Source organism: Marinobacter antarcticus (assembly GCF_011049865.1).
In the GTDB taxonomy this organism is placed as follows: Bacteria; Pseudomonadota; Gammaproteobacteria; order Pseudomonadales; family Oleiphilaceae; genus Marinobacter; species Marinobacter antarcticus_A.
In genome coordinates this window covers 18,898-38,048 of record NZ_DRGY01000118.1, presented here as the reverse complement: position 1 = coordinate 38,048, position 19,151 = coordinate 18,898, and the positions used below count along the sequence as shown (strand labels likewise).

17 protein-coding genes and 3 pseudogenes are annotated in these 19,151 nt (G+C 52.3%); 2 read left to right on the top strand and 18 right to left on the bottom strand.

Features of this window, described 5'->3' with window-relative positions; genetic code table 11:
* From ENI00_RS14660 to ENI00_RS14610, 11 genes are all read right to left on the bottom strand, one after another.
* The coding region (locus ENI00_RS14660; RefSeq protein ID WP_304104006.1) for a 3-hydroxyacyl-CoA dehydrogenase NAD-binding domain-containing protein at positions 1 to 448 on the bottom strand (448 nt) is incomplete at its 3' end.
* Between the two features lie 63 nt (positions 449 to 511).
* The gene (locus ENI00_RS14655) at positions 512 to 1,504 is read right to left on the bottom strand and encodes an NADPH:quinone oxidoreductase family protein (protein ID WP_304104004.1); all 993 of its coding nucleotides are present in this window, start codon (positions 1,502 to 1,504) and stop codon (positions 512 to 514) included.
* 23 nt (positions 1,505 to 1,527) lie between these two features.
* Positions 1,528 to 2,634, bottom strand: coding sequence for a CaiB/BaiF CoA transferase family protein (locus tag ENI00_RS14650; protein ID WP_304104001.1), 1,107 nt, complete (start codon positions 2,632 to 2,634; stop codon positions 1,528 to 1,530).
* A gap of 7 nt (positions 2,635 to 2,641) precedes the next feature.
* Positions 2,642 to 3,328 (bottom strand): 3-hydroxyacyl-CoA dehydrogenase family protein, encoded by a 687-nt coding sequence (locus tag ENI00_RS14645; RefSeq protein WP_304103999.1) that lies wholly within the window; start codon positions 3,326 to 3,328, stop codon positions 2,642 to 2,644.
* On the bottom strand, positions 3,300 to 4,175 hold the full coding sequence (locus ENI00_RS14640) for a 3-hydroxyacyl-CoA dehydrogenase family protein (RefSeq protein ID WP_304103997.1): 876 nt from the start codon (positions 4,173 to 4,175) through the stop codon (positions 3,300 to 3,302). Before ENI00_RS14640 ends, ENI00_RS14645 begins: the two co-directional genes overlap by 29 nt.
* A gap of 10 nt (positions 4,176 to 4,185) precedes the next feature.
* Complete coding sequence (locus ENI00_RS14635; protein ID WP_304103995.1) at positions 4,186 to 5,352, bottom strand: acyl-CoA dehydrogenase family protein; 1,167 nt, start codon at positions 5,350 to 5,352, stop codon at positions 4,186 to 4,188.
* A 22-nt stretch (positions 5,353 to 5,374) separates the two neighbouring features.
* Positions 5,375 to 6,118, bottom strand: coding sequence for an SDR family NAD(P)-dependent oxidoreductase (locus ENI00_RS14630; RefSeq protein ID WP_304103993.1), 744 nt, complete (start codon positions 6,116 to 6,118; stop codon positions 5,375 to 5,377).
* 1 nt (position 6,119) lies between these two features.
* Complete coding sequence (locus ENI00_RS14625; RefSeq protein ID WP_304103991.1) at positions 6,120 to 6,887, bottom strand: enoyl-CoA hydratase/isomerase family protein; 768 nt, start codon at positions 6,885 to 6,887, stop codon at positions 6,120 to 6,122.
* Positions 6,877 to 8,568, bottom strand: a complete 1,692-nt coding sequence (locus ENI00_RS14620; RefSeq protein ID WP_304103989.1) for a class I adenylate-forming enzyme family protein — start codon at positions 8,566 to 8,568, stop codon at positions 6,877 to 6,879. Before ENI00_RS14620 ends, ENI00_RS14625 begins: the two co-directional genes overlap by 11 nt.
* Positions 8,569 to 8,588: 20 nt before the next feature.
* Entirely contained in the window at positions 8,589 to 9,368 is a 780-nt protein-coding gene (locus ENI00_RS14615) for an enoyl-CoA hydratase-related protein (protein ID WP_304103988.1), read from the bottom strand.
* Between the two features lie 33 nt (positions 9,369 to 9,401).
* Entirely contained in the window at positions 9,402 to 10,652 is a 1,251-nt protein-coding gene (locus tag ENI00_RS14610; protein WP_304103986.1) for a CaiB/BaiF CoA transferase family protein, read from the bottom strand.
* Between the two features lie 229 nt (positions 10,653 to 10,881).
* Here ENI00_RS14610 and ENI00_RS14605 point away from each other — a divergent pair, with 229 nt between their 5' ends.
* Positions 10,882 to 12,519, top strand: coding sequence for a sigma-54 interaction domain-containing protein (locus ENI00_RS14605; RefSeq protein WP_304103983.1), 1,638 nt, complete (start codon positions 10,882 to 10,884; stop codon positions 12,517 to 12,519).
* Positions 12,520 to 12,706: 187 nt separating this feature from the next.
* Here ENI00_RS14605 and ENI00_RS14600 read toward each other — a convergent pair.
* The 5 genes and pseudogenes from ENI00_RS14600 to ENI00_RS14580 all read right to left on the bottom strand — a co-directional run.
* Positions 12,707 to 13,159, bottom strand: a pseudogene (locus tag ENI00_RS14600) (IS3 family transposase); the annotation flags it as partial.
* A gap of 80 nt (positions 13,160 to 13,239) precedes the next feature.
* Positions 13,240 to 14,763, bottom strand: a complete 1,524-nt coding sequence (gene ltrA, locus ENI00_RS14595; protein WP_349740430.1) for a group II intron reverse transcriptase/maturase — start codon at positions 14,761 to 14,763, stop codon at positions 13,240 to 13,242.
* A gap of 660 nt (positions 14,764 to 15,423) precedes the next feature.
* A pseudogene (locus tag ENI00_RS14590) lies at positions 15,424 to 16,116 on the bottom strand (IS3 family transposase); the annotation flags it as partial.
* Between the two features lie 554 nt (positions 16,117 to 16,670).
* Positions 16,671 to 17,393 (bottom strand): nucleotidyl transferase AbiEii/AbiGii toxin family protein, encoded by a 723-nt coding sequence (locus tag ENI00_RS14585; protein WP_304103981.1) that lies wholly within the window; start codon positions 17,391 to 17,393, stop codon positions 16,671 to 16,673.
* Positions 17,394 to 17,403: 10 nt separating this feature from the next.
* A complete protein-coding gene (locus ENI00_RS14580) occupies positions 17,404 to 18,072 on the bottom strand; it encodes a helix-turn-helix domain-containing protein (RefSeq protein WP_304103979.1) in 669 nt (222 codons plus the stop codon).
* A gap of 90 nt (positions 18,073 to 18,162) precedes the next feature.
* Here ENI00_RS14580 and ENI00_RS14575 point away from each other — a divergent pair.
* Positions 18,163 to 18,365 (top strand): annotated as a pseudogene (locus ENI00_RS14575) (IS3 family transposase); the annotation flags it as partial.
* A gap of 64 nt (positions 18,366 to 18,429) precedes the next feature.
* Here ENI00_RS14575 and ENI00_RS14570 read toward each other — a convergent pair.
* Together ENI00_RS14570 and ENI00_RS14565 are read right to left on the bottom strand one after the other, a co-directional pair.
* Positions 18,430 to 18,651, bottom strand: a complete 222-nt coding sequence (locus tag ENI00_RS14570; protein ID WP_304103976.1) for a hypothetical protein — start codon at positions 18,649 to 18,651, stop codon at positions 18,430 to 18,432.
* Between the two features lie 21 nt (positions 18,652 to 18,672).
* On the bottom strand, positions 18,673 to 19,143 hold the full coding sequence (locus tag ENI00_RS14565; protein WP_304103973.1) for a hypothetical protein: 471 nt from the start codon (positions 19,141 to 19,143) through the stop codon (positions 18,673 to 18,675).
* Positions 19,144 to 19,151: the final 8 nt, after the last annotated feature.

The following is a 19,151-nucleotide window of genomic DNA, read 5'->3' as shown; positions in this document are numbered from 1 at the left end:
GGGCCGGATTAAAAAAATGCATCCCCACCAGACGCTCTGGCCGTTTTAATGCCGAACCAATAGCGGTGATCGAGATGGATGAGGTGTTCGTGGCAAGGATGACCTCCTCGCCACATATCACCTCAAGGTCAGTAAAAAGCTTCTGTTTGGCGCTCAAGTTTTCAACGATGGCTTCGATTACCAGGCCTGATGATCCCAATTGCTCGATGTTGGAAGCAGGAGTAATGCGCCCAATGATATCGTTCAGCTGCGTTTCAGCGATTTTCCCCCTTCTCACCAGCCCTTCAAGACCACGCTGGATTCGGGAAACACCCTGTTCCGCAGTGCCCTCCGTCACATCGTAAAGAAACACTTGGTGGCCCGCGCTCGCTGCAACCTGGGCGATGCCGGCCCCCATGGTTCCGGCACCCACAACCCCGATACACAGAGATGAAAAAGGATTACTCATTCAATAACTCCAATGTTTGATTGGCCACGAGTATGCGATAACCGCATATCGTGGCGATTATCCCTAAGCCATTGTCAGCACTGCCTTGCCACGGATCTGACCCTGCTTGACCAAATTCAGGAGTCGCTTGAATTCAGTCAGGGGCTCAATCACCTCTGCATGGGGTTTTATTTTCCCCGACCGATACAACTCGTACATATGTCGCTGGGCCGCAGCCATTTTCTCTGGCTGACGATCCCGGTAATCGCTCCACTGCAGCCCCGACACAGAGATATTTTTCACCAACAAATAGTTAGCCCTAACTGTCGGTATCTCTCCGGCGGCAAAACCAATGACCACCAACCGGCCACACCAATCCAGTGCACGCAGACTGGCTTCGAAAATGTCTCCACCAACAGGGTCAATGACAATATCAACGCCCTGTCCATCTGATGCCTGACGAACCTGATCGCGCAATCGATCACGGACCGGAGCGTCCATTAAATCGATGATATGGTCTGCACCATAATCCTTTGCCACCCGGGCCTGTTCCTCATTAATCACACCAGCGTAAACCACACCACCCAGAGCCCTCACAAGCTGGACAGTCGCCAGGCCGACTCCGCCCGCAGCACCGTTTACCAGAACCCGTTCACCCTCTTTAAAACCAGCCCTTTCCATTAATGCAAAATAGGCTGTCTGATAACTGAGGCCCAGGGCCGCCGCGTCGGTATAAGACATGTCATCGGGGATCTGGAAACAATGACCTGCAGGCACGATCGCGTATCCTGCAAAGGCTCCATATTCAACCAAAGCCGCCACACGATCACCGGGTTGAACGCTGGTCACGCCTGCTCCGATACGCTCAACCTCACCACTCAGTTCTTTTCCAGGACTGAATGGCAACGGTGGGCGAACCTGATAATTACCCTCGATAACAAGTACATCCGGGAAGTTCACTCCGGCAGCACCTACTCGAACCAGAACCTCTCCGAGCCCAGGCTCAGGAATCGGCACATCCCTTACATCGGCCGACTCAACAGGGCCAAACTCCTCAATCCATACGGCTTGCATCATCGCTACTTCTCCTGCCCTGACACCTATCGCTCATTATTCTCTCCCAGACCGGGATAACCCGTTTTCCGAGGAACCTCCCGAAAACCGGGGGCAACAGGAACGGGTAAGGCGTTAATCGACTGACCAGTGTCCGAACTGATTGAGTACTGGAATAGCTTTCGGTGCTGAAAATGGGGGCCTTCAATAGCTTCCGCCAGTGTCGCGACGACACTGCAACAGACATCCTGACCGGCAAAACACTCGGACCAGTATGACGCAGGCGCTTGGGCTATTTTCTCTGCAACGGCTTTTTTTACCTCCGCTTCGTGATTTTCATCGTCCCGATATTCTGCAGGTAAGTCGATCAGTTGACAGAAATTCTCCCAAAACTTTTGCTCAAGTGGAGCCGCCGCCACAAAGCGATTATCGGAAGTGCGATATACCTGATAGCGGGGGGACCCACCGGTTACCAATTCATCCCCGGGCCGAGGCCAGTGATTGGTCGCCTGGGCTTCCCCCAGCGCCCAGTACATAAAGGTGAACATGCCGTCGGCCATGGAAATATCAAGATGGCAGCCGTCTCCACTCTGATCGCGAGTTCTAAGCGCCAGCAGGATATTCATTATGGCCGGATAGGCACCCCCCGCTATATCAGCAATCAAGGCCGGGGGAAGTATGGGAGCGCCATCAGCACCTGCACTCAAACCAAGCAGGCCGGTTTCAGCGATATAGTTCAAATCATGGGCCGCTGCCCTGGCTTTGGGGCCGCTCTGACCGTATCCGGTAATCGAACAGTAAATGATTCCTGGATTAAGGCTCGACAATTGCTCGTAGCCAAGACCAAGCCTGTCCATAACCCCCGGGCGAAACTGCTCAACAACAATATCAGTCTCCTGAATCAAGGGGGTCAGTTGTTCAAGGGCCTGGGGGCTCTTCAGATCAATCGTGATACTGCGCTTTCCCCGGTTCAGCAGCGCGAAGTTGACACTGTCCGCACCAAAACGGGGGGTATACGAGCGCATTTCGTCCCCCCTGCCAGGCCGCTCCACTTTTATAATCTCGGCACCGGCCTCAGCCAGCAGCAAGGTTGCAAGAGGTCCCGGCAGCAACGTACTAAAATCCAGAACCTTTATTCCCTTCAGTGGTTGCATGCCGACCTCACTTCTGTGTGCGCTGTTTTGCGACTATGGCACGCCGTGCAGGCGCGTATGCACGTTCCCCATACACCTCAAACAAAGGCTTGGTGACATCATGGTGATCGGCCAGCCCGGATCGCTCCAACAACTCGATTGGCCCTTCCGGGTAGCCCAAACCAAGCTTCAGGGTAAGATCCAGATCATCAGCAGTGGCCAGGCCTTCATCAAGACGGCGCAACGCTTCGTTGTAGTATGGTCGAACCAGGCGATCGATAATCCGCCCTGCAAAATCACGACACACTGACACCTCAAGCCCGGCCTCTTTAAATAGCTGTATCGCGCTGTCTATAGCCTCTTCAGAAGAGTTCGGCTGACAAACCAGCTCTACTAGGTCAGATGGCGCATCGTTACCAAGCCTGAATCGGGCAAAACCCAGAATATTTGACCCTTCCCGGCCTCGTGACTCACCAGTGTGCAACGCCAGGCACTCCGTACCCAACTCAACCAAGATCGCCCGTTTGCTTTCCTGGTCAGACAACGCCCCCAATGCATCTCCCGCATTGGAACCAATCAACACCACGATTTCCGACGATTCAGATGCGTTGCTCATAAACTCGCTACCATCCGGAAACGAGCGACTTTCACCTTCTGCTTTAATGACTTGATATTCCATGATCTGCTCAGCCTCCGAACATTGCGTTCTGCTCATAATTATAAAAACCCTGGCCGGTTTTACGCCCAAGACGATTTGCTGCGACCATACGCTTTAGCAGTGGCGGGCAAGCTGCACGAGGATCTTTCGTAACCTCATAGAAGGCCTCACAAAGGCGTACCTGCGTATCAAGCCCGATAAGATCAAGCAGTTCACAGGGCCCCATGGGATAACCCAGTCCCTTTTTGATAGCCCGATCAACGTCCGCAGGCTCCGCGACACCACTCTCGATAAGGCGAATCACATCGTTATTAAAGGGCACCAGGAAGTAGTTCAGGATGAAGCCTGGAGTATCCTGAGTTCGTACAGGCTTCTGCTTCAGTGACTCACAAAAGGCCCAGGCTTTCTTGAAGGTTTCTTCCGCGGTGTTCAGACCGGGTGACATCTCCACTAACTTCATGAGCTGGGCCGGCAAACAGAAATGCATACCTACAACCCGATCAGAACGCCCGGATCCGCCAGCGATCTCGCTAATCGACAGGGTGGAAGTATTGGAGGCGAATATCGTGTGCTCAGGGCAGACATCATTCAACCGCCCCAAAAGATCATGTTTAACGTTCAGGTCCTCAAACACAGCCTCAATGACAAGGTCACAAGACGCAAGATCCTCCATCTTGCTCGTGCCATGCATTCGACTTAAAATTTCCGATACCTGCTCTTCGGTCAACTTGCCTTTGGCAACCGACTTGGCAAAGAAGCCTTCGATCTGTTTACGAGCACGAGCGATTGTGTCCTCACTGGTATCAAACAGATACGTTTCGAAACCTGCCCGGGCTGCGACGATTGAGATGCCAGAGCCCATGGTGCCCGCACCGGCAACGGCAACTGTCTTGATATCATCCATTAATTATCTCCTAACGCTGCAAAAAACTACGACCGATCACCTGACGATGAACCTGGTTGGTTCCTTCCCATATCTGGGTGATCTTGGCATCGCGCATTAACCGTTCCACCCGGTAATCCCTGCAATACCCATAACCACCGAATAACTGAACCGCCTCCGTTGTCATCTTCATTGCGAAATCAGAAGCACGTTGCTTGGCAATGGATGCCTCTGTCGCAAAATCCGTAGAACCGCTTTCCACGAGATCCGCAACGTGCATCAGCCAGTTGTCACAGAGCGCCAGTTCAGACGCGAGATCCGCCAGCATGAATTGAATCCCTTGGAATTCCAGGATTCGGCGTCCCGACTGTTTTCTCTCGTTGATATATCCGACGGCATCCTGAAAAGCGGCGCTGGCAATACCCAGTGCATGCGCGGCAACACTGGGGCGGGATTTATTCAATGACGCCAGAAGGACGTTCAGGCCATCACCCGGCTCACACAACAGGTTAGCCATCGGTACCCGGCAATCATCAAAAGACAGGGTGCAGGTACTGGAGGCACGGTGCCCCATTTTATCCTCTTTGCTAACGACCTCGAGACCGGGGGTACCTTTCTCCAGAACAAGTACCGAGATGGACTTCCTTGGATCATTGATCTCACTCCATTTACCGAAAACAAGATAGAGGTCCGCTGCATCGCCATTAGTAATAAAGGTCTTGCCGCCGTTAATGATGATGTCCTCACCCTCTGGCTTGAACTGAGTTCGCATACCCAAAGCATCGGAGCCTGCTGAGGGCTCAGTGATGCACAACGATGCCAGCCCTCCTTCGGCAATACGGGGCAACAGGCGCTGCTTTTGTTCTTCGGTCGCGAAATCAATCACCGGCTTCATCGCATGGCAATTGGTTGCCCAGATAATCCCGGTTGAAGCGCAGGCACTACTGATCAGCCTGACGCAGTGCAGATAGGTGAAAAAGGAAAGACCAGCCCCGCCATATTCCTCGGGAATAAACACACCATTCAGGCCCAGCTCATTAATTGCATGTACGTTGTCCCAGGGAAACTCGCCCGTGACGTCGTAGTGTTGAGCGCGAGGCTTAATCTTGTCCTCACAAAGCTCCGTTACGGAATTAACCAGCATGCGCTCTTCTGGCGACAGCCGATCCAAATTCCAGATACGATTAAAAATGCTCATGTCTGCTCCGGTTTCAGGTCGGTTACAAGAGGATTCCCTGGCCGCCATCGAGATAGATGGTTTCACCCGTAAGGAACGGCATGTTTTCGGAAAATAACGCACCCACCAACTGCCCGACTTCCTCTGGCTGAGCAGGTCTCTTCATCGGAATCCTTGAACGCAAATACTCCTGGAACTTTTCATGCTCCAGATAGTCTCGGTTCAGATCGGTTTCGACAAAGCCCGGAGCGATATTCACCACCCGGATATTATCCCGCGCCCACTCCACCGCCAGGCACCGGGACACCGCCGCGATCGCCGCCTTGGACGCGCAATACGCGGCATTTTTCGGCACACCCGCCCGATCATAGAAAGAGCCGATACTCACGATCAGACCACCCTTCTCACACAGGTACGGATGGACGATTTGAGCCAACACGAATGGCCCGATCACATTCGTACCCAACACGATATTGAATTTCTCTACTTCGAAACTGGTACTCGGACCATCGAGATGAATACCTGCATTGTTCACCAGACCGCCAATGCCATTATGATCCGAAGCAATCTGTTCGACCGTTCTGACCAATGCCTGATGGTCTGTAACATCACAGGCATAGGCCTTGATCCGATCCTTGCTGGTGTAGTCAACCTCAGCATCTTCCACCCCCTGCCCTTTTCGGCTGATGCAGGCTACTTGATACCCTCGGGTAGCCAGATTACGGACGATGGAGGAGCCGATACCCCGACTCCCGCCAGTGACGATAATTACTTTTTCATTCTCCATATCAATAGTCCTTAAACTCGGGATTACGCTTCGCAACGAAGGCTTCCATACCTTCGGCAGCATCTTCCGTCTGATAGGCGAGAGTAGAAAGATCGGCCTCCACTTTCAGGCCCTCCGAAACCGGCAGGTCCAATGCGCGCTGGACGGCTTCGCGGGCATAACCCAGAGCCAGCATTCCGAACCCTGAAAATTCACGGGCGAAACTTGCACCAGAGTCAAGGGGATCCCCCTTGATCACCCGGTTCACCAGCCCGATTCGCTCAGCCTCTTCCGGTTTAACGACACGGCCCGTCATAATCAGCTCCAGAGCCCTCGACTCACCAACTACACGAGGCAATCGTTGCGTTCCGCCATACCCGGGAATCAGGCCCAGCTTGATCTCCGGCAGGGCCATCCGGGCGTTCTCCGTTGCAAGCCGGAACGTACAGGCAAGTGCCAGCTCCAGTCCGCCGCCAAACGCAAAACCATTGATAATGGCAACCGTTGGCATAGGCAGTAGCGACAGTTTGTGGAACACACGTTGCCCCAGCTCCGCCCCCTGCTTTTGCTCGCTTATTGAACGACCCATCAACTCTTTGATATCCGCGCCAGCACAAAAAGATTTTTCGCCCTCGCCAATGATCAGAGCAGCTCTGGCATTACTGGTGGCAACTTCCTCAATGACCACGTCCAGCTCACGGATGATCGCGAAGCTCAAAGCATTCAGAGCCTCCGGCCGATTCAGTCGAATAACCGCAAATTCTTCAAAATATGATAGCTCAACGGTCATTGGAGGCCTCCCTTTGCGTCCCAGGCTCCGCCCAACGGATGGGAGCCAGCTCCAACTCACCCTTACGGACCCAGTCAGCCAGTGTACGTTTGAGAATTTTTCCACTGGCAGTCATCGGGAAACTGGGCAAGGTGACGTAGTATTCAGGCATGTCATACTTGGACAGGCCCTGAGCGTGAAGAAAGGCCAACAGGTCTTGCGGATCAAGCTCCCGTTCGGAGGCGGGGATAACAACCAGGCAGACCTTTTCCCCCAGACGCTCATCCGGCACGGGAATAACCGCAACCGACTGTACTGCCGGGTAGCGAACCGCAATCGACTCAATATGGGAGGGGTGAATATTGTGCCCACCCCGGATGATCAAATCTTTCTTGCGCCCGACAACATGCAGACAACCGTGCTCATCCAGCCATCCCAGATCACCACTCAGGAACCAGCCACTGGTATTGAAGGAATCCTCTGTCGCTCGCTGATTATCGTAGTACCCGAGCATGAGGAGGGCCCCACGGGTACCAATTTCACCAATTTCGCCGGGACCCAGGCGAATATTGGGATTTGCCGCGTCCCAGATGGCCGTTTCATACCCCGGACATGCCTCACCGCAACTCGATACAATGGTGCCAACATCGTCCTCCGGACGCGTATACTGGTGCGAACCGTTTTCGGTCATACCATAGACATTCTGCGGCTTAACCCCCAGTTCAAGAAACGCTTCAGCTACGCTTTTCGGAATTGGCGCTCCCGCCATGTAAAACGTCTGCGTTTTACCCAACGACTTTGCTCCGCGCTTCCTCAATTCCGTCAGAATATCCATGGCGTGGGTTGGCACGCCCATGACGTAAGTCGCCCCTGTCTCGGAAATCCAGTCAATCGGCGATTGCCTGTAAGGAAGATCATTGACGACCAGCTCACAACCCGACACAAGGAACTGCTCAAGGGCCACTGTGCCAATGTGATGGCTCAACGGGCTGAGCGTAAACATCACATCAACCGGGCTTAACTGCCAATCGGCCACCATGCCGCGACCATTGGCCAAGAGCGTATTATCACTATGCATCACGCCCTTGGGATCACCCGTAGTGCCCGACGTAAACGCGAGATAAACCACTTTATCCGGGTTCGGGTCACAATCAGGCAACTCTCCCGTATCGTCATCGGATGACGGCTCAAACCTCAGACCAAAATCGTCATCGTGCCCCGGTTCGCCGACGGTGACGATGTAACACAATTCTGCGACCTGCCTGGCAGCGGAAAAGATGTCACAGGTTTTCGCGTCCGTCCCATATCCGGGTTTCACAAACAGAACTCGTGCCCGCAGCCTCTCGAGATTACGAACAACCTCGGCCACTGTGTAGTTCTGATGCAAGGACGGGTTACACACGTACCCGTTGCGGGCGCATGCCAGGAACACAACGATCGACTCAACACAGTTCGGGAGCCAGACACACACACGGTCGCCAGATACCAGGCCATGGTTGTGCAACCGCGCTGCCAAAGTATCGACCGCCTCCACGAGCTGACCAAAACTCAGGCGGCGCTGACTGTCACGCACAGCCCACGAATCGGGCTGCCGACTCGCGTGTTTCCGCAGCAGCGAATACATTGTGTCCGATGTCCAGTAACCGTCGTTGTAGAACTTCTTCGCAACCGCCGGGTTATGTAATGTAAGTAACGGTTTCATGGCTTATCCCTTTCCAGCGATCAGTGACCGAACTTTTTACTGTCTGGAGAACGACGGTTTGCAAAGGAATCAGAAAGTTCTTTAGATTCTTCCGTTTGCAAGTAGGTGCGCAGTAACAGATCGTGCGCCATGCGCGCCAGCCCACCGACACCGCCATGACGGGCATTGAACGCAGATTTCAGGGAAGCAAGTGCAAAACTGCCGCGCTCGGCAATAGTCAGGGCCCACTTGGTCGTTTCCTCTTCCAACTGATCATCCGGCACCACTTTGTTAATCATTCCCAGTTCAAGCGCTTCCTGTGCAGACAGTTTCGGATTCGCGAACCAGATCTCTTTCGCCTTTTTCTTACCAACTAGGTCTTCCAGGAACCACGTACCGTAACCAGCATCAAAACTCCCCACCATGGGACCAACCTGACGGAACATGGCGCTTTCCTTGGAAATGGTAAGGTCACACACCACCTGCAGAACGTTGCCGCCACCAACGGCGTAACCATTGACGGATGCGATCACGGGTTTCTGAATTCGCTCTATGGCCTCGTACATCTCAAGCGTTGGCAGTACACCCGCATACATCAGGCTGTCTTCCATGCCGTCTTTACGCCCACCGATACAGAAGAACTTGTCACCAGCTCCAGTCAAAACTACCACTCGGGTACGGGTTTCACGTCCAATCTCATCCAGGCACGTACGCAGCTCCTGGCACATTTCAGCGTTGAACATGTTTCCATCATCAGGACGATTCAGGGTAATCTTCGCAATTGGGCCTTCTTCACGGTAAAGAATAGTGTTGTAAGTCATAAGAGCAGATCTCCTGGAAATGTATTAAATATTTTATTGCGTAACATACTGAAAAATTTCAATAACACCCTCTTCACAAAGCTGGTGAATCTCGCTCTGACCATACCCCAGGCTTTGCAGTACTTCTCCTGTATGCTGCCCCAGGCGTGGAGGCAAAGAACGCAGAGTTTCCGTGCTATCATCTAGCCTCATTGCCGAACCTACCTGAGGAATGGTGGAAGAGCCGCTTGCCACCCTATAAAACATGCCATTGGCCTGGAAGTATTCATCTTCCACCAATTGATCAACGCTGTTGATTGGGCCCGCAGGAATACCTGCACCACGGAACAAATCCAGCCAATACGATCTGGATTTACCGATCAGGACCTCCTGAATTTCATTAACAATTGCGGCTCGCTGCGTCCGACGGCCGGCATTACTCCCTCGCGACGAATCTGCTGCTTTCTCCGGGCGCCCGAGCACCTTCCAAAAGCGCTTCCAGATACCATCGTTACCTAACCCGAGCGTTATCGGATAATCAGCTGTATCAAACGCTTGATAGACAGCAATCACACTGTCGGTTCCACCACTTCGCCGCGGCACCTCACCGGAACCGAGATAAGACATAATCCGGGGCGACAGGAAACGAGTCATACTACCAACGAGCGAAATATCCAGCTTATGGGATCTACCGGTCCTCATCGCATCGAAAAGCGCACCTACCGTGGCATAAGCCGCATCAACCGCTGCCAGCATGTCGGCAGCCGGCGCGCCGATTTTCTGAGGTGCAGAATCGGATTCTCCGGTCAAGTCCATAACCCCGCTGTACCCCTCGGCAATGAGGTCGTAGCACGTCCAGTTAGCACGCTCCCCCGTCAAACCGAAACCGGTAATTGATACAAACACCAGCTTAGGATTGATCTTGACCAGGCTTTCATAATCAATCCCGAGCTTTTGCTGAGTACGCAAGATACTGTTAACAACAACAACGTCAGCTCGCTCGATCAGCTGCTCAAGAACACGCCGACCCGCCGGATCAATAAAATTAAGCACGACACTACGCTTGTTCCGATTGGCACTGAGAAACCAGAGCGATTCACCGTCCAGATCTGGCGGCCCCCAATGGCGGGTATCATCACCACCTCCCGGACGTTCTACTTTCAGGACATCAGCACCAAGGTCGGCGAGGAGCATTGTAGCCACAGGTCCAGCAATGGATGTGGTGAGGTCGAGAACCTTGACCCCCTCAAGCCAAGTGACGCCTTCGCCACACGTTTGCACCGGCAAACTCTCTAACGGCAACATAAAACAGATCCTCTTTGCTTTAAGAATTTATAAAAAGCAAAAAGGATGCCAATATTTATTTTTATTTTAAACCAATAAGTTATCATAATTTCATGAATGATGGCGCCAGCGCGTGTTGCCTACTCGCGCGCACATGTGTATTTATTGAAAACACTCAGAGTCTCTGTTCACTGTTAACAATAAAATTAGCAGGCTACCTAATGGATCGCTAAAGAAGAGGGTCAAACTGATGCCTAGCCACGAACAAAACTACGGCCTGATCGTTCTTGATAAAGGGGGCGATTCTGCTTTCACTGCGGGCTTGGGAAATTCAGCCGAAGTGGTCGAGAAAATTCGCCAGGAAGTAATTAAAGGTAAAAGGCAGATTTCGGGGATCCAGGCGGGCTCTACGCAATGTATTGCCACCGTAGCCCCGATAGCGGAAGGACTCACCGCAGCTTTCATTCAGGAAGCCTCTTCTGCGAGCACGCTGATTGACTTCCTGGCGGCGGTGGATATCGCGCCAGACATTCTGAACCACTTGCTCAACAATGCATTTGACGGCATGACCGTTACTGACAATGAAGGGCGCATTGTTTATTTAAGCCCCGTCCATGAAAAATTCTTTGGACTTTTCCGGGGAGAAGCTACTGGACGTCATGTCACTGAAGTTATTGAGAATACTCGCCTACACATTGTGGCTCGCACCGGAAAGCCGGAAATTGGCCATATGCAAAAAATGCTCTCGAGTAACCGGATTGTGAGCAGGCTTCCGATCCACAGCAGCGGAAAGGTTGTTGGCGCTATTGGTCGAATCATGTTCAAAGGTCCTGAACAGCTACTGGCAATGAGCAGCGAAATCGCTTCACTTCGCAATGAAGTTGAATTTTATAAACGCGAAGCGTCCTTTCTCCGCAATCGCACTTATGGCATTGAAGACATCATTGGTGACAGCAAAGCAATTCGTCAGCTGAAGTCGGATATGACGAAAGTTGCATCCTTGGATATACCCATCCTGATCATCGGCGAAAGCGGTACAGGGAAGGAGTTGGTCGCCCATGCCATTCACCGCCTCAGTATGCGGCGCGACAAGCAGATGATTATGGTAAATGCGGGAGCCTTACCCGAGAGTTTGGTGGAAAGTGAACTCTTTGGGTATGAGCCTGGGGCTTTTACCGGGGCAAAGAAGAAAGGGCGAAAGGGCAAATTTGAAGCAGCTCATGATAGCAGTCTGTTTCTGGATGAAATTGGCGAAATGCCATTCGACATGCAGGTCAAACTTTTACGTGTCTTACAAGATGGCTCTTTTGAACGTGTCGGGGGGGATGAACCCAAGCAGTCGGACTTTCGGTTGATCGCGGCAACCAATCGTGACCTGACCAGCATGCTAGATACCGATCAGTTTCGGCTCGACCTTTATTATCGCATCAGCGGAGTAACTCTCAGAGCACCGCCCTTACGAGAAAGACTGGAAGATATACCAATGCTTGTTCAGCATTTCATCCGTTCCTTCTCAAATCGTCAAAGGACACCGGTCATGAGGGTCAACCCCTCTGTCTATCGCTACATGCAGAGCCGCCCTTGGCCTGGCAATGTCCGGCAACTACAGCATGAGGTAGAAAGAGCCCTTATCTTCGCCGAAGGAGAAGAACTGGAGGTCGATGATTTTCGACCATCAGAGATTTTCTCCAACGAATATTCAGCTAACAGGCCGCCTACTCAAACAAAGAACGGTGAAGCCCTCAAAGACACGCTGGAAAGGGTGGAGCTAGAGAAAATCAGTGATGCTATGGCACGACATAACGACAATAAAAAACGTGTGTCAGAAGAGCTTGGGGTATCGCGTTCGTATTTATATAAGCGATTGAAGGAACTCCAGAGCCCTTAAACGTGGCAACTTTCTGCCTCCAGGGTCTGTGCGGTGTATCACCCAACACCTACCGCTCAATCGAAGGGGGTAAAGGTAATCCGACGATCCGGACGCTCGAAAGTATTGGTTCGGTTGTGAACTTCAAACTATAGATTGAGCTCAAATGAGAGCGCAAGTGTAGTGGTCAACTAATCCCGGACAGTATTTAAAGATTTTCTTCCGCGACCACAGGTGGCATGTCGTCATTGGATGTATGGGGACGCTGCCGGTTGTATTAGTCCATCAGGTAGTCGCCAATATCCTTCCTTGCGTCAGGAATTGAGCGATATCCAAGTGACGGAATCCATTCGCTCTTCAAGCTTCGGAAGACCCGTTCCATCGGGGTATCCCAACAATTTCCTCGGCGACTCATGCTTTGCTCCATGCGGTATCGCCAGACCCTCTGACGAAATAATCGACTGGCGTACTGACTGCCCTGGTCGGAGTGGAATAGAATCCCAGTCGGCTTTCCTCGCTGCTCATACGCATGATCCAATGCCTTCACCACCAACTCGGCATCAGGCCGGTCTGATAACGCCCAGCCAACGACCCGGCGAGCATAGAGATCCATAACGACCGCCAGATAGCTCCATCGCTGACCAGCCCACAGTAGAGTAAGAGGCAGGGCGTAGTCGAACTATCTCCCTGCCTCTCCTCTCCGAACCGGACGTGCACCTTTCAGCGCATCCGGCTCTCCATTTAAACGTTGGCAAATGCCATCGCGACTTCAGGAAAGCGAGAGGTCCACGTGTTTCTAGGTTCAGTCCTCAGGTAGGGATTACCCTCCGGAAGACGCCACCGGAATCGCTTCTTCCCGTGACCGACGAGTCGGTACAAGATGGCTCCACTGAACAGCCCTAGGTTGGTTTTGCCATACAGCACCCAAGTCTTACTTTGACCCGAGGCTGGGGCTTTAAACCAATGGCGCATCAGTGGTTTGAGCCGAGAGCGATATTTGCGGCCCAGCCAATGGGCCAGTTTCCAGAACACGACACCATCGATATAGCTGAAGACTTTCGCTTTATAGTCGACGAACTGATAGAACGCCGCCCAGCCTTTCAGCTTTCGGTTGATGGATTCCACCATATCGATTTTGCTTTCACTATAATTGCCTGACAGCTTGGCGGTTAAGGATGCTGCAAAGTTACGCGCCTTATCCCGGGGGATTGTCGTCACCACCCGCATGTCACCGCACTGACTTCGCTTGCGGATGATGCGGTGCCCCAGGAACACAAAGCCGTCGTTCACATGGGTAATCTTGGTTTTATCCATGTTCAGTGTCAGCTTGAGGGCGCCTTCCAGCATCTCCCGACATTCTTCTCTGATCGCTTCTGCCTGAGCTTTGGTGCCCTTGACGATGACCACAAAGTCATCGGCGTAGCGGCAGTAGGCGACAGCTGGCTTCCATTGCCGGTTCTCTCGGATAGCAGAGCTTCGACCAATCCGGATGCTGTTGTTCCAGTACCATCGATCTTTCCGGGCCTTCTTGCCAAGGTAACGCCAGTTCAGGTGCTGATCGAATTCATGCAACATGATGTTCGACAGCAGCGGTGATATAACGCCGCCCTGAGGCACACCTTCGCTTGCCGCTCGGAAGAGGCCTGCATCAATGTGGCCGGCTTTGATGAATCGCCAGAGAAGATTCAGGAAGCGTCTGTCCCTGATTCTGCGGCGTACAGCTTTCATCAGCAACCGGTGATGCACGGTGTCGAAGTAGCTGGACAGATCCCCTTCGATGACCCAGCGTCCACGCGTTTCGTTATTATCCGTCAGTTGCAGTTTCACTGTGCGGATTGCATGGTGAACACTTCGTTCCGGTCGGAACCCATAGGAGAGTGCATGAAAGTCACTTTCCCACACGGGCTCCATCGCCATTAACATGGCCCTTTGAACGATGCGGTCGCGCAGGGTGGGGATACCCAGTGGCCGTTGCTTGCCGTTGGCCTTCGGGATATAAACCCTTCGAGCCGGTAACGGGCTATAAACACCGGAGAGTAAATCGCTCCTGATTTGTTTGAGAATAGCCGGTAACCTAGCCTGCACAGTCAGCTTGATCTCCCCGTCTATCCTGGGCGTGTTTGCCCCTTTGGAAGATAGGGTGATCCGAGCCGCCTCTGCGAGCCAGTCAGGCTGTGCTATCAGGCGCAACAACCGGTCCACCCGGCGGGTGGGGTCGGCCGTTGTCCAAGTCGCTAGCTTGCGTTGCATTTCGCTGATTATCAAAGGTCTTCACCTGGTTTGGTCAGGTAGTTTGCTTGGCAAACACGTTTAAACTGCTCCCCTTTGCCATGTAATGGGCTTTCCCCATCGCGGACTACTACGGGAGCTCCGCCAGTCAATTCGGCTTCGGGGTCATGCCCCCTTGGCATCCGATATTGACCTTCCCCGGTTTACCTATCTGAACTCCAACATGCTGAGGAGGCTGCCCATCGCACTCTTTATCCTTGCTTGCCGCAAGTTGACAGGAAGCAGCAGTCCGATCTGTGATGGATACTGCTGTACCAAAGCCCCGGCTACCAATTCAGGCTTCTTCGTTCGGCAGCGCTTACATTTCAGACTGCCTCACCTTCCCGTACGGCTTATCAGGTCACGTAAGCCGTGGTGACATTTCAACCCACAGAGGCGGATGAATGGGTTCATGTTCTTCAGCCTTTCAACACTCAGCCTTGAGGATCATCTTGGCTTAGTGACCTCGCCTCAATCCCCGTTGTCAGCGGGTTACATCACCCTGCGGGCATACCGCAGGTCACTGCCGCTCAGGCTCACCACCTTCACAGTAGGTGGGGTTGATCCGTTATTTCCTCCTGAATTATCGGGTCAATATTCCAGATAGACTCGTGGTTCATTTGAGCTTCCATGCTCGCCCTGAACTCCGGGCACACCGTAGGTGATGTCACCGCACCAAACCTGGTCTGGGCGACTGACACTGAATTCACGATTCAGCCGGTTTGGAATGTCTGGCCTTTCCACGGTGGCCTGCTTGTAAGCCTGTGGGCCAGGTTGTTTGCAGATCAGCCCAGCTCACTCATTAGGCGGCGAACCTTGAAGCGTCCGATCACAACCCCTTCATCTTTAAGCATGGTGGTGATCATACGGCTTCCTGCTGAACTTCGGCTCTTGCGAAATATCCGGTTTACATCGGCTCGCAGAACCACTCGTTCGCCGTCCACGACGGACCGCCTGCGGCGATAGTCGTAATAGCTGGACCGCGATACTTCAAACGCTTTACAGACCATCTCAACCGGCTCCTGCTCACTTAACTGGTCTATCAGCGCGTACGATTCATCTCGTCCGACATCAAGAGAGCGGTAGCTTTTTTAGTATCGATTTCTCCCGTTCCAGTCTCTCACAACGGGCTTCCAATTCCTGGATGCGCTGCTGTTCCGGCGTTAACGCTTTGGACTTGGGTGTAATCCCACCACGCTCTTCTGACAGCTGTTTTACCCATCGCCTGAGGGCGTTCTCGCCGACATCCAGAGAGCGGCTGGCTTCGGTAACAGAGTAGCCCTGATCAAGCACCAAGCAGGCCGTTTCTTGTTTGAACTCTGGCGTGAAAGATCGTCGTTTTCTGGTCATCAGACACCTCGCTAATGGTGGCGATATTACCACCGACGTTGGTGCCCGGAATCATTGAACCACTACAGTCCTGAGCTGGACACTGTCAACCGGACAAATTTCAAGGTGTGTCAGATTCGAAAAGAGCAGTGTAGTATTGAAAAACAGCTCGTAAGGCAAGGATCAAACTGTGTCATACGCGACACCAAGAACCGGACAGCGCTGTGCCCAATATAGGTGGTAATCGGCCAAAACCTTGATTAAACGTCGTTTTATAATTTATAGGGTTATTGGTTAAGTAGTTGAATATGCAGAGTCATGACGACTAAGACCAATTAAAATCGCGATGTTTCTGTGCCCTCCGAAGGCAGGGGTCGCAGGTTCGAATCCTGCTGGGCGCGCCATATTATTTAAGGCCTTACGTGAAAGCGTAGGGCTTTTTTATTTGGCTGTGTCCAAACGGAGCAAGCCCTCCAACCGGTTTCAGTAAGTCGTCACACGCGTTGCCCCACCCCCTGAAAGCCCCCCCCTCATTAGTCTGATAAGACGATGCTTTGCCATGCCCCCGCCGCCACTCAGGGCTGAAACAAGCTCAAATTGCTGTTGCCCCCGCGGCTATTATTCCACTTCTCGATAACATCCAGGTCACCATAAAGGCGCCCATTCAGAATACTATCCACCTTATAGGCGTCTGCGTAGCGCATCATAAGCGCTTCAATATCCATAAAAAAGACCTCAAGATCGCTGATGGTTTCATCCGACAGATCGTTTTCGTACTCACTGGCAATAAACGCCAGGTCGTGCAGATCCCTTGCTGCTGTTCGATACGGCATTGCTGGGTTTGCTTGAGCTGCGAGTAACTTGAGTCGGGCTATCTCATCAATATTGTAAACCTTGATACCGCTTAGTTCTTTGACAACACCCGGATCAGGTAACTGTCTGGCCGAAATCTCCAGTTTCACACTTACCGGCATCTTTTCCCCTGGCAATTTGAATAAGGCCCGGGCACGATGGGTTGTATCAGTCATTTTGAGATCAGCAAATTTACTCAGCTCAATTCCTTCTCCCTGCTTGTTAAGTTTTTTCAGGCCATCCTTACAAATGCTTTCAAGGTTCAGGTGCGTTTTCAGTTCACGCAAAAGATCGAAGTCCAAATCCTCACTGAACCGGTCTATTTGGTAGCAGAGCATCAAGGCGGTGCCACCCTTCAGCACCAAAGGCTTATTTTCCACTCTGATTACCTCACAGATCGCCCTCATGATCCTTGCGTGGGCTTTTTTGCGCTCAGACAGTTCCATGACCACCACCCTAATGATTTATCCACATGAGCATCGTGCTAGCCCCCTTAGAAGACAGGAACGGGCGAAAGTCCTTCACCCACTGCTGAACCTTGCCCATGTCCACCACATCATCGATATCGCTGACTTGGATGTTAGGCATTGGTTTCTGACGCACCTCGAAAAAGTGATACATCAGATCGAACAACGCACGCTCATGTGTCGCTGACCAGATTCGTGCAACCTCAACACCGAGACTTGTGATTTCTTCTGTTGCATCCCAGAGCTCGTAAGCCCCGAGAAGCTGACTGGCACCATCGATGCCTGCACCGGCTATCTGCCAACGATTTGGATTGGACAATGATGATGAATACCAGAGCGCCGGCATTTCGCCTTCTTTAGCCAGTGACAGCGCTGAAGCACCGGTAAGGTAGTGCTGTGGAACCAACGAATTGGACGCAGGCGAAGGCATGATTAGATCAAACAGCCACTGCAAACCTAAAGCCTGAGCAACAGCGCAGTAGCTACCAAACGCTACTGAAGGATCACCCTTTTCAATTTTCGTCAGCGTCCGCCGTGATATATCAACGCGGCCAGACAGTTCGCTGCCACTTACCGCGCCCCGAGCCAAAGCAATAGAGCGTCCCAGTTCTTCATAGAAGGGCTGCGACATCTGCTTTAATGCTACGGCAGTATTCATGATTGATCCTTCAGTAACCGTCAAGCGTGCGCAATATTATGCGTATGGCAGTATTATGCCATGATTGGTAGAGATGTAGAAAGCAAACTGCGGGGCAATTGTTGGGATACGCAGTAGTTGAATCGTTTTTTAGCAGCTTGAGGAAGGAACGCGCCCGGAAACGGATCGATAAAACCCGTGACCTGGCCAAATCCGATGTGTTCGACTACATCGAAGTGTTTTACAACCGAACTCGACGCCATACCCATCTGGGTGGCGTCAACCCAGAGGCCTTTGAAATGGCCTCCGTTTGAGGCTGGGGCGTTTTATACGTATCGGGGGAAGTCCAATGATACTGTCGAAAGTAGCGCGGCAACATCAGTAATTCAGGGCAAACTCCAGCAGCAGATGGTATATCACGGTTTTTGAGGTGGGATCGGCACAAGAGAAGTTCTGCACATGAAGCTGCCTTGTCTTCAGTAAACGGATCAGGCTGTCTGTCTCAATCCGTATACTCAAGTGCTCCGGCTTCCGACGATCAGGGCGACCTTGCTCGTAGAGGCTTTGTGGCTGGAAATTATCCACACCGCTGAAAGGCATTCCCATAGTTCCTCCAATACATCAGTGGACCATCATTGCCGATTGCCTAGACGAATAGGTGACTGGACACGACGGCCAGTTCAGGTATTGGGTAAAAAACTCAGGCTGGAGTGAGGCATCCAGCAAGATCTCGATGCATTCGTTGTTGCTGCCACATTCCCCCGAGCGGATGTGGCAGCGCTCTGACGCTCGCAAACTCTCAAGAGCTCGAAGCAACATATCGTCTGCAACGCAATGTTTACCGCAACTACGCAGGATGCTGCACAAAAGAATGGCGGAAAGAGTCAGCTCAACATGCATACAGTCAGGATTTCGGGTTCGAGCCAGACAAGCAATATCAAAGGCATTGCCGGTCACAATGATGACTTTTTCAGAATCCCGGCTTTCGTATAAAGTCAGGGCATTTTCCATCCAGTAAACCCACAAATCATTTTGTTCTATGAGTGACAGGTTTGCGAACATCAACCGATGGCGCGGACAAAGAAATTTCATAGCATCCT

Coding starts and splice junctions, on each gene's coding strand:
- ENI00_RS14655 (WP_304104004.1), bottom strand. CDS start 1,504: ATGATGCAAGCCGTATGGATTGAGGAGTTTGGCCCTGTTGAGTCGGCC.
- ENI00_RS14650 (WP_304104001.1), bottom strand. CDS start 2,634: ATGCAACCACTGAAGGGAATAAAGGTTCTGGATTTTAGTACGTTGCTG.
- ENI00_RS14645 (WP_304103999.1), bottom strand. CDS start 3,328: ATGAGCAGAACGCAATGTTCGGAGGCTGAGCAGATCATGGAATATCAA.
- ENI00_RS14640 (WP_304103997.1), bottom strand. CDS start 4,175: ATGGATGATATCAAGACAGTTGCCGTTGCCGGTGCGGGCACCATGGGC.
- ENI00_RS14635 (WP_304103995.1), bottom strand. CDS start 5,352: ATGAGCATTTTTAATCGTATCTGGAATTTGGATCGGCTGTCGCCAGAA.
- ENI00_RS14630 (WP_304103993.1), bottom strand. CDS start 6,118: ATGGAGAATGAAAAAGTAATTATCGTCACTGGCGGGAGTCGGGGTATC.
- ENI00_RS14625 (WP_304103991.1), bottom strand. CDS start 6,887: ATGACCGTTGAGCTATCATATTTTGAAGAATTTGCGGTTATTCGACTG.
- ENI00_RS14620 (WP_304103989.1), bottom strand. CDS start 8,568: ATGAAACCGTTACTTACATTACATAACCCGGCGGTTGCGAAGAAGTTC.
- ENI00_RS14615 (WP_304103988.1), bottom strand. CDS start 9,368: ATGACTTACAACACTATTCTTTACCGTGAAGAAGGCCCAATTGCGAAG.
- ENI00_RS14610 (WP_304103986.1), bottom strand. CDS start 10,652: ATGTTGCCGTTAGAGAGTTTGCCGGTGCAAACGTGTGGCGAAGGCGTC.
- ENI00_RS14605 (WP_304103983.1), top strand. CDS start 10,882: ATGCCTAGCCACGAACAAAACTACGGCCTGATCGTTCTTGATAAAGGG.
- ENI00_RS14585 (WP_304103981.1), bottom strand. CDS start 17,393: ATGGAACTGTCTGAGCGCAAAAAAGCCCACGCAAGGATCATGAGGGCG.
- ENI00_RS14580 (WP_304103979.1), bottom strand. CDS start 18,072: ATGAATACTGCCGTAGCATTAAAGCAGATGTCGCAGCCCTTCTATGAA.
- ENI00_RS14570 (WP_304103976.1), bottom strand. CDS start 18,651: ATGCCTTTCAGCGGTGTGGATAATTTCCAGCCACAAAGCCTCTACGAG.
- ENI00_RS14565 (WP_304103973.1), bottom strand. CDS start 19,143: ATGAAATTTCTTTGTCCGCGCCATCGGTTGATGTTCGCAAACCTGTCA.